Origin of the sequence: Brachyspira catarrhinii (genome assembly GCF_005518285.1) — a bacterium.
Classification (GTDB): Bacteria; Spirochaetota; Brachyspiria; order Brachyspirales; family Brachyspiraceae; genus Brachyspira; species Brachyspira catarrhinii.
The window spans coordinates 1-8,994 of the sequence record NZ_SJDU01000062.1 but is presented as its reverse complement, the minus strand read 5'-3'; the positions used below and the strand labels follow the sequence as shown (position 1 = coordinate 8,994).

The window sequence follows — 8,994 nt, the reverse complement described above, 5'->3', positions numbered from 1 at the left end:
TGCTTAACGAAATTATAGTATGCTAATTTATAGTATCTAATCATAATTAAATCATCCAATATCATTAACTTTAATTAAATAATTTAAGTAAAATATAACATGAATTAAAAAATTTGTCAATAGTTTAATCAAGAATTTTTTATTATTGAAAAATAAAAACTATCTTTGCGAATCTGCCAATTTTACCAAGTAGCAATATATTCCGTGTAAATATAACCGCCGCTTATCGATTGAGTAATTTTTACTTCCGAAGAGTTTGGATATTTTTGTCTGAAAATATTTCCTATCATTTCGTAATAATATTTTTCAATCGTCAAATCGTAATTTGGAAAATAAGACAAATGATAAATAACTTTTCTTCTGTCTAATTTGACGATTTCTATATTTACATTTCTGAATAATTTTTTGCCAAATTTAATAATTACTTTACTTAAAGAATTTCTTCCCATTAATCTGATTGAAAATTTCTTAAAAGGACTTAACTCGTTAAAATCGTATTTAGCCTTGTCCTCAATCGCATTTTTTGAATCTTTATAAAATTCTTCGTTAATAATGTTTATCGGAATAAAGAATGCGGAAGATAAAGCGAATCTTTTTATATATTTCGCTCTCTTAATATCGCCGTAAATCAATTTTGAATCTTCCGATATTTTTTCCAATAATTTATTAAAGTTATCTTTGCCCAATTTGTCTATAATAAATTTATGCATTCCTTTTATAAATTTGAATTTGGCGTAGGCTTCGTCTCCGACTTTTATTTTATTTTTTATCACCTCTTCAAAATCTACCGCTCCATAATCGAACGATTCTTTTTCCAAATTATCAACGGAATCGCCTCCAGCTTTAGAAATCTCTTCAATATCTTTTATCAAATTATATAAATTTAAAATATTCTCTTTCATGCTTTTTGTTTTTTCGACAATATCGTCCGAATTTTCCGCCACAAGTTTTACCGCTTCGTCATTTTTATTTGACAAATCCAATAATTTAAGAATATTTATCAAATCGCTTGAAATTCTATTATGCAATATCGTGTATTGTTCTCTAATATCTTTAACGGTATCGTAAATATTTGTTATTGAAGAAGTTATTTCTTTGGAAGAGATTGATTTTTCATCCGTGATTTTTTTCAATTTGTCCATATTTTCTTCAAAACTTTGAAATTTATAAAGCATATTTTCTATAGCCGACATTCTCTCGTCTATACTTTGAGTAACCAAACTAAATTGTTTTTCTAAATTTCTGATTACGGATGTGGCGTTTTCCGATTGAATATTTGTCATAACCGCCAATTTTCTTATCTCTTCGGCAATAATGCTGAATCCTTTTCCTTGCTCTCCCGCATGAGCCGCTTCGATAGCGGCGTTCATAGCCAACATATTCGTTTGTTGCGATGTTTCTATGGTGGAGTTTACGAAGTCGTTAATTCCTCGCATCAAAGTAATTATATTTTTTACGGAACTTTCAGTTTTCAATATTCTATCTTTACTGCTTTTCGACAAATCTATAACATCTTGCGTCTCTTCTTTGATTTTCGACATAGCGGCGGAAACTTTATCTATATCCAATTGCATATTCGAAGAAACGGAATTGATTTTATTAAAAGTTTCCAATTGAAAATCTATTTTTTCTTGAAGATTTTTCGTCATATCGTTTATCGATTTCAAATCGGACAAATTCGTATTTATATTTTCGCATATTTCCAAATTGCTGCTTTCCACATCTTTAATTCCGCTTTCTTGTTTTACTATATTATCCACTATCAATTCTGAAGATTCGACCATAGAATTAGATATTTTTGCCACATTCTCTATTTTATCTTTAATGGAAACTTGCTGTTCTTTCGATAAAGTTAAAGTTTTATTTCCCATAGAAAATAAATATTGAACCATATATTGGTAAATATTTATCCAATTACTAACATCTCCCAATTCGTCCTTTGATTTTATTTTGCTTACGCTCGTAAATATATTGCGATTCAATACGCTTTCTTCAAGTTCGGATGATATTTTTTTTAAAGGTTTTAAATATATTGGAATAAATATTTTGATTGTAACGATTATTACAAAAATCGCTATTATCAAAATAAGAAGCAAAGTTCTATTAATCGTATTTAACGTGCTGTGAAAATAACCTTCTGGAACGAACATTAGTAAATCGTAATTTGAATTATCGAGCTGTCTAATAAATAAAGTATAATTTCTGCCATTAATATTATAATTTTCTATCGTCCTCGAATTCGTATAAAAACTTATATTGTCGGAAATATATTTTGCCGTTGGAATTTCGGAAATATTTCTTAATATATATTCCGAATCCTTATGAAAAATAATATCCCCGCTTCTATTGTCAAAAATTATTGGGTTAAATTCGTTATTTTTTGCAATATTTTCAATCATTTGATAGGCTATATCCAATGAAATATCCGTAACCGCCACTCCTATAGCGTTTCCGTTAATTTCCGAATATATCGGAGAAGATACGGAAATAACTTTTTGATTTCTATATGTTTCTTTGGAATACGGAATTGAATAATATACATTTCTCGGTCTTCTTGTCGTTCTATTCCATTCTTCTGGAAGCGCTATTCTGTAAAATTCTTCTTGCATATAACTTCTTTCGTTTAATTTTATACCACTCGATATATCGGATGTCGTGGGTTGTCTTCTAATTGCGGTATCGGTTAAATCGTATAAATAAATGGAATATAATCCTCTTAAATTTACATTCGAAGCGACAATATCTGGTTCAAAATATATTCCGTTAGCCATAATATAAGGCAAATCGACTTGAGATTGACGAAATTTTTGAATCGTATTTCTTAAATATCCCGCCGTATCGTTAATATTTCCAAAAGAATATAAATCGTAAGATACGCTCGCTATATCCGAAAGCGCAACCGCTCCAACGCTTGTCGAAGTAAATATCGAATTGAAAGTAGAAGTTAAGTCGTAAAAATAATTTTCCGATATATCCATAGCCGATTCGTAAAAAGCCGTTTCGTTTGACTTTGCATTTATAAAAATGGCGGGCGATAAAGCCAAAACGACTATTATTATGACCAAAAGGAGAATCTTATTTTTAAAACTCATATAAAAACCTTATTTATAATTTCCAAAAATTATTAATTTATTCGTTATGATTTATTATATAATTTTCGGATATTTAAGTTATATTATACATTATTTACAAAAAATTGAAAATATATAAAATTAGTATATTCTTTAAATATATTACAAATATTGTATAAATTCACATCTATTATAATATACCTAATACTATTACGGCAAATATAAATATATTGAGATTTTTTGATTTAAATATAAAATGTTAATATCGTAAATATAGGAGAATATATGAGTATAGGGACGGGCAAAACCGAACTCGAAAACGGAATAAAATTATTCAGAAACGAAAATTATCAAGAGGCTATTGATTCGCTTGAAAAAACTTTTGAAAATAAAAACGATATAGAATCGGGCTATCATTTGGCTTTATCCTACGCTCAAATTCAAAATTATGATAAAACTCTCGAAACATTCGATAAAATAATGCGAAGATTGGATAATCCTTTAAGAATAATGCAAGCTCATATTATAGTCGGCTATATTTACGCCATAAAAGAAATGTATGATTTGGCGGAATTCGAACTTCTTGACGCTCTCGCTTCTGGAATAGAAAACACTCAAATATATTCCGTATTGGGTTATATATATTATAAAAAAAATAATACTCGAAAGGCAATCGATTCTTTAAGAAAAGCTGTGGCGATGGATTCTCAAAGCGCAAACGCGAGAAATTCGCTCGGATTCATTTTGGCGGACAGCGGAATCAATATCGAGGAAGGAATTTCGGAAATAAAAAAGGCTTTGAGTATGGACCCGAAAAATCCCGCTTATTTGGATTCTTTGGGCTGGGCTTTTTTCAAAAAAAACGATATTGCAAACGCTAAAGAATTTTTGACTAAAGCTTTCGAAATCGCTCCAAATAATAAAGATATAAAGGAGCATCTTATAAAATTAGACCAATTGGGTTATAAAAAATAATCGAGGTTGAATCATGAAATTTGTTTTTATATTTATATTTTTTGTGTCGATAAATTTATATTCTCAATACGACTTAAAATATATCGGAAACATTAGCGTAATAAGAAATAATAAAAAAATCAATTTAGATAACGCTACAAAATTGTATGATAAAGATATAATAGAAACGGAAAATGACGGATTTGCCGAAATCAAAATAAATGGCAAATATTATTATATTGCAAATAACGGAAAAATTAATTTGGATTCAAAAAATGCGATATTAAAAAACGGAGCTATTTATATCAGAAATAACGCTTTCAAATCTTTGGAAGAATTTAAAAAATACGATGACGATTTACAAATATACGCCGACCCCATTCCTCTCTATGCGGGTAAAATGGGAAATATTTTTATAACGAGCAAAGACGAAATAAAAATAAAAGATTCAAAATTGCTCGGAAGCTCAAGACCGATTGTAAAATTTTTTGAAGTAAAAAATTCGGACAAAAAAATTAAAATATATAAAAGCGTATTCGGAATATATGTAGGCGCGCAAGATGAAAAATATCAATTCGTTTGCAATATGGAATTAAAAGATAAAACTTTATTGAATTTGGCAATAGATATAAAATTGGATTTCACGCCTCCGCCTCCAAAACCAAGGCAAATTCAGGGCGTGACTTCAACAATGACAAATATAATAAGCAATCCTCAAAAGTCTAAAGAAGAGAGAGAGCTTTTAAACGGAAAAATATATATTTCCTATACTCCGACAAATTACGCCGATAAAGTTTATATGATGCCCGCTCAAGGAAGATATTCTTCGCAGTTTGGAGCTTTCAGAGGATATACTAAAGATTACGCGAGATATCATCAGGGATTCGATATAGCTAATACGAACGGTTCGCCGATTTATGCGGCAAATAACGGAGTGGTGAAAATATCGAGAGAATTATTCGTTCGAGGAAATTGCGTGGTAATAGACCATGGCGAAGGAGTTTATAGCAGTTATTTTCATATGTCGAAATTAATCGCCGAAGAAGGACAATATGTAAAAAAGGGAGAAATAATAGGTTTAATCGGTTCTACGGGAATGGCTACGGGACCTCACTGTCATTGGGAAATGCGCGCTGGAAATATGACTTTCGACCCTTTAAGCGTATTGGAAAAAAATTACTACGATATGAAAGATATAAAAAATTTAACAAGAATAAAATAGGAAAGTATATTGATAAAAATTATGAATAAGCAATATATTTATATAGTTCAAGCGAGTTTAGAGCCTTCAAAATGCAAAATAGGCAAGACAAACGATTTGGAAAGAAGATTGAAAGAATATAACAATATGACTGGAAAATCTAAAGAAAATATTTACAACTATTTATTTTGCTGCGAAGTAAAAGATATGTCGGCGCTTGAAAACGAAATAAAGAAAAAATTCTCCGCGCTTCGAGAAGAAAAAAGCAAGGAAATATATTTTTATAATTCGCCTTTATTTGAAGATTATATAAAATTTATCAAATCCAACAAATTATTTATAAAAGAAATTTATTTAAAAACGGAAGATAAAATCCAAAAAGTTAAAATAGTAAAAAAAACTACGCCCACTCTTAAAGAGAGAGGTTTATCGAGAAAAGATATACTTCAAAAAGCGCAAAAAGTTAATAACGATGAATTTTATACTCGCATAGAAGATATTGAAAAAGAATTGTCAATGTATGATAAAAGAATTTGGAAAAATAAAACCGTTTTCTGCAATTGCGATGACGCGGTAGACAACGATGAAAGAAATACTTCGGCGTTCGCTTTATATTTTTTGAGAAATTTTATCGAACTTAAATTAAAAAAATTAATATGCACTCATTATGACGGTCCCGTTGATTTATTTAATCAAGGCTCGAAAGCTTATGTGTTTACAAAAGACGGTTTCAGCGAAAAAAAAGATTTCCCTAAAAATTATAGCGGAAGTTTTGACGACCCTTTATCTCTTAAAATTCTTAAAGAAGAAGCGGACATCGTATGCACAAATCCTCCGTTTTCAAGAGCTATAGATTATTGGAAAATATTAATAAGTAGCGGAAAAAAATTTATTATAATATCTAATTTTACAAATGTTTTAACTCCAGCTTATATCCCATATTTTCAAAATAATCAGGTGTGGGCGGGATATAATAGAGTTGATTATTTTCTAACTCCTAAAAAGCAACTAACGATGGCTTCTGGACATTGGTATACGAATTTCAAAATAAAAAATCGTCCAAAATATAAAAATTTAAAAATAATGCCATTAAAGGATATACCCGAAAAATATAAAAGATATGACGATTCTAAAATATTGTTGGTTAATAATAATTATATTCCAAACGATTATAAAAAACCTTTTGCCGTGTCGGCTTATCCTATGTTAAGCGGCGTCCTTGAAAAAGGTTATAAAATTTTTAGTGATAAAGAATATTTTCCATATATAAACAAAAAACGATGTTTTGGAAGAATTTTATTACAGAAGATATTATAAAATGTTAATTGAATAATAATTATGCAAAAAAAAGAAAAATTAATTATAGAACCTGAAAATATACATAAAATAGAACCTTTATTCATAAGATATTTGACGATAATAAGCGCAGTTTTATTTTTGCTTTTATTTATATTTGTTTTTGGAAAGAATAGATTAAACGAAGAATATAATATTATAAATATTTGGAGCAAACCCGCAACTTCCACCGAAACCCCTTTGCTTGACAATAATTTTAATATTGAAGGAGATTTCAAACATAATTTTTTTACCAAACCAGAAAGCATGGTTCATTATTTTAATAAAAACGGAACGACTATATTTTATACAAATTTGTCGAGAGGAGAGCTTGCATCCGCAAATAACGAGAATTTTATTATTTATAAAAGATACGGAAATTATATTGATGCTTACAATAATAACGGGCTAATTTTATGGAGAACGAACACATCGATTTACCCAGAAATATCGCCTTATGCAAACAGAAGTATTTACCATTCGAGCGACAATTCAAAAATACAAATGTTCGATTTTGACAATAATTCGTTAAGTTCGCATATTCAATACGGAGAAATTGTTACAGACGGAGCTTTTGCCTTAAACACGGGAGATTATATAGCGGGATTTTCGAGTGGAGACATCGCATATATAAACAGAAACGGAAGTTTGGAATTTGCCATCTCTTCGATATTAAGCGAAATAAATATAATAAAATCGGTTGCGATAAGCGAATACGGAAGTTTTGCGTTATCTATAAGCGGAATAAGACCAGAATATATAAGTTTATACGACTCAAAAGGCGGAACTTTATGGTATTTGGAAACGAGATTAAATACACGAAGGCATGTCTCTTCTTATGTCAGCGAAAAATCTATGACTGCTTTCATGCTTTCGGACAGAAATATTATTTTATATAATTTGAATAACGGAAAAGAAAAAGACAGAATAAATATAGAAAAATACGATATGCAAAACGCGATTAACATGAAGTTAAACAGCGAAACGAATACTACGATAATGAGCGTATCGAAAGAAGGAAAAAGCGCGGTTTTAATTTACGATAATAAATTGAAAGAAATTATTTACGAAAATTTTATAGACGGATGGATTTATTATTTGGATATATCGAGCGAGAAAAACGAATATATGATATTAAGCGACAAAAATATTTATACATACAAGAGAGTAAAATTATGAATAAAAATATTTTAATTATATTTATTTTAATCTTCAATTTATCTTCAATATTATTCGGTAGAGTTCCTATTGACGAAAATAAAATAAGAATCACAAGCACCTTTGGGGAATTCAGAACAGACCATTTTCATAACGGCGTGGATTTCGGCGGAAGCAAAATGGAAATATATCCGATTGCGGACGGAGAGATTGTATATTATTCCGATATTGCCGAAGACCCGACAAGACAATTATATGGAGTGGGAAATACGATTATAATAGAACATCCAAATAGCGTTAGAAGTTATTATTATCATATAGAAGACGGAACTATAGAAAAATCTTTCGCAAAAGTGACGGAAAGAGACACAATCGCTTTGACGGGAAATAGCGGAAGGTCGGGAGGCGCTCATTTGCATTTAACCGTTGAAAATATAAAAGAAGGTTTGGTAGTCGACCCATTGGAATATTTAAAAATTTCAAAAGGCTCGGAACAGAATCCTTTAATACATGGAATATATTTGAGAACGGAAAATAGACTTATTCAAATAAAAGATAAAATGCCAATGCGATATAACGGAGAGTTGAGGCTATTCGTCAGAGCATACGATTTGCTCGGAACTATTCCAATGGGACTTAAAAGGGTAAAAATATACATGAACGATGAGCTTGTAAGAGATTATGATTTTACTTATTTCATAAAAAGAGACAATATTTATTATATAGCGCCGAATTATACTTTCGAGGAAGTTTACGGAGTCGATTCGCATTTTTACAGAGGAGGAAATTTTACTCCAAGAAGAGGAAGATATGTTTTCAAAACCGAAGTGACGGATTTTGACAATAAAACCGTGAGCCTTACAAGGACGGTGAATTTTTATTAAATAAATATTCTAAAATTTGCTGTCGCTAATTTATAAATAATTATTCCGTCTTCTTCCATAGAACGCAAATTATATGTTAAAACATTTTGGCTTATGCCTTTTAAATCTTTTTTAAGTTCGTTAAAACGTCAAGCTCGTGAAAGCAAATTTCTCATAATCAATAATTTCCATTTGCCGCCTATCAAAGAAATTGTGGTTTCTACGGGACATTCTGGCATTTCTTCTTTTCTTATCATAAATTTTATTCCATTTTTAAATATTATAATATAGTATTCGTATTATAACAAACGGTTATAAAGATATAACTATGTTATAAAATTATTTCTACTTGTTTTAAAAATTTGATTATTACCAATAAAGAATAAAATTTGATTACTACCAATAAAGAATT

General features: G+C 29.6%; 6 protein-coding genes and 1 pseudogene. 5 read left to right on the top strand and 2 right to left on the bottom strand.

Features of this window, described 5'->3' with window-relative positions; genetic code table 11:
- Positions 1-182: 182 nt before the first annotated feature.
- Positions 183-3,092, bottom strand: coding sequence for a methyl-accepting chemotaxis protein (locus EZH24_RS03795; RefSeq protein WP_137997797.1), 2,910 nt, complete (start codon positions 3,090-3,092; stop codon positions 183-185).
- 264 nt (positions 3,093-3,356) lie between these two features.
- Here EZH24_RS03795 and EZH24_RS03790 point away from each other — a divergent pair, with 264 nt between their 5' ends.
- From EZH24_RS03790 to EZH24_RS03770, 5 genes are read left to right on the top strand one after another with little or no spacing between them, the layout of a single operon-like run.
- Positions 3,357-4,046: a tetratricopeptide repeat protein gene (locus EZH24_RS03790; RefSeq protein ID WP_137997796.1), complete on the top strand. Its 690-nt coding sequence runs from the start codon at positions 3,357-3,359 to the stop codon at positions 4,044-4,046.
- Positions 4,047-4,059: 13 nt separating this feature from the next.
- Complete coding sequence (locus EZH24_RS03785) at positions 4,060-5,247, top strand: M23 family metallopeptidase (RefSeq protein ID WP_137997795.1); 1,188 nt, start codon at positions 4,060-4,062, stop codon at positions 5,245-5,247.
- 21 nt (positions 5,248-5,268) lie between these two features.
- Positions 5,269-6,543 (top strand): adenine-specific methyltransferase EcoRI family protein, encoded by a 1,275-nt coding sequence (locus tag EZH24_RS03780; RefSeq protein WP_137997798.1) that lies wholly within the window; start codon positions 5,269-5,271, stop codon positions 6,541-6,543.
- A 21-nt stretch (positions 6,544-6,564) separates the two neighbouring features.
- Positions 6,565-7,740, top strand: coding sequence for a hypothetical protein (locus EZH24_RS03775; protein ID WP_137997794.1), 1,176 nt, complete (start codon positions 6,565-6,567; stop codon positions 7,738-7,740).
- Complete coding sequence (locus EZH24_RS03770) at positions 7,737-8,603, top strand: M23 family metallopeptidase (RefSeq protein ID WP_137997793.1); 867 nt, start codon at positions 7,737-7,739, stop codon at positions 8,601-8,603. Before EZH24_RS03775 ends, EZH24_RS03770 begins: the two co-directional genes overlap by 4 nt.
- Here the strand turns inward: EZH24_RS03770 and EZH24_RS15425 are convergent.
- Positions 8,600-8,719: pseudogene (locus EZH24_RS15425) on the bottom strand (hypothetical protein); the annotation flags it as partial. The gene EZH24_RS03770 and the pseudogene EZH24_RS15425 sit on opposite strands and share 4 nt — an antisense overlap.
- Positions 8,720-8,994: the final 275 nt, after the last annotated feature.

Bases quoted from the DNA above. Each gene is read 5' to 3' on its own strand.
- EZH24_RS03790 (WP_137997796.1), top strand. From the start codon at position 3,357: ATGAGTATAGGGACGGGCAAAACCGAACTCGAAAACGGAATAAAATTA.
- EZH24_RS03780 (WP_137997798.1), top strand. From the start codon at position 5,269: ATGAATAAGCAATATATTTATATAGTTCAAGCGAGTTTAGAGCCTTCA.
- EZH24_RS03795 (WP_137997797.1), bottom strand. From the start codon at position 3,092: ATGAGTTTTAAAAATAAGATTCTCCTTTTGGTCATAATAATAGTCGTT.
- EZH24_RS03775 (WP_137997794.1), top strand. From the start codon at position 6,565: ATGCAAAAAAAAGAAAAATTAATTATAGAACCTGAAAATATACATAAA.
- EZH24_RS03785 (WP_137997795.1), top strand. From the start codon at position 4,060: ATGAAATTTGTTTTTATATTTATATTTTTTGTGTCGATAAATTTATAT.
- EZH24_RS03770 (WP_137997793.1), top strand. From the start codon at position 7,737: ATGAATAAAAATATTTTAATTATATTTATTTTAATCTTCAATTTATCT.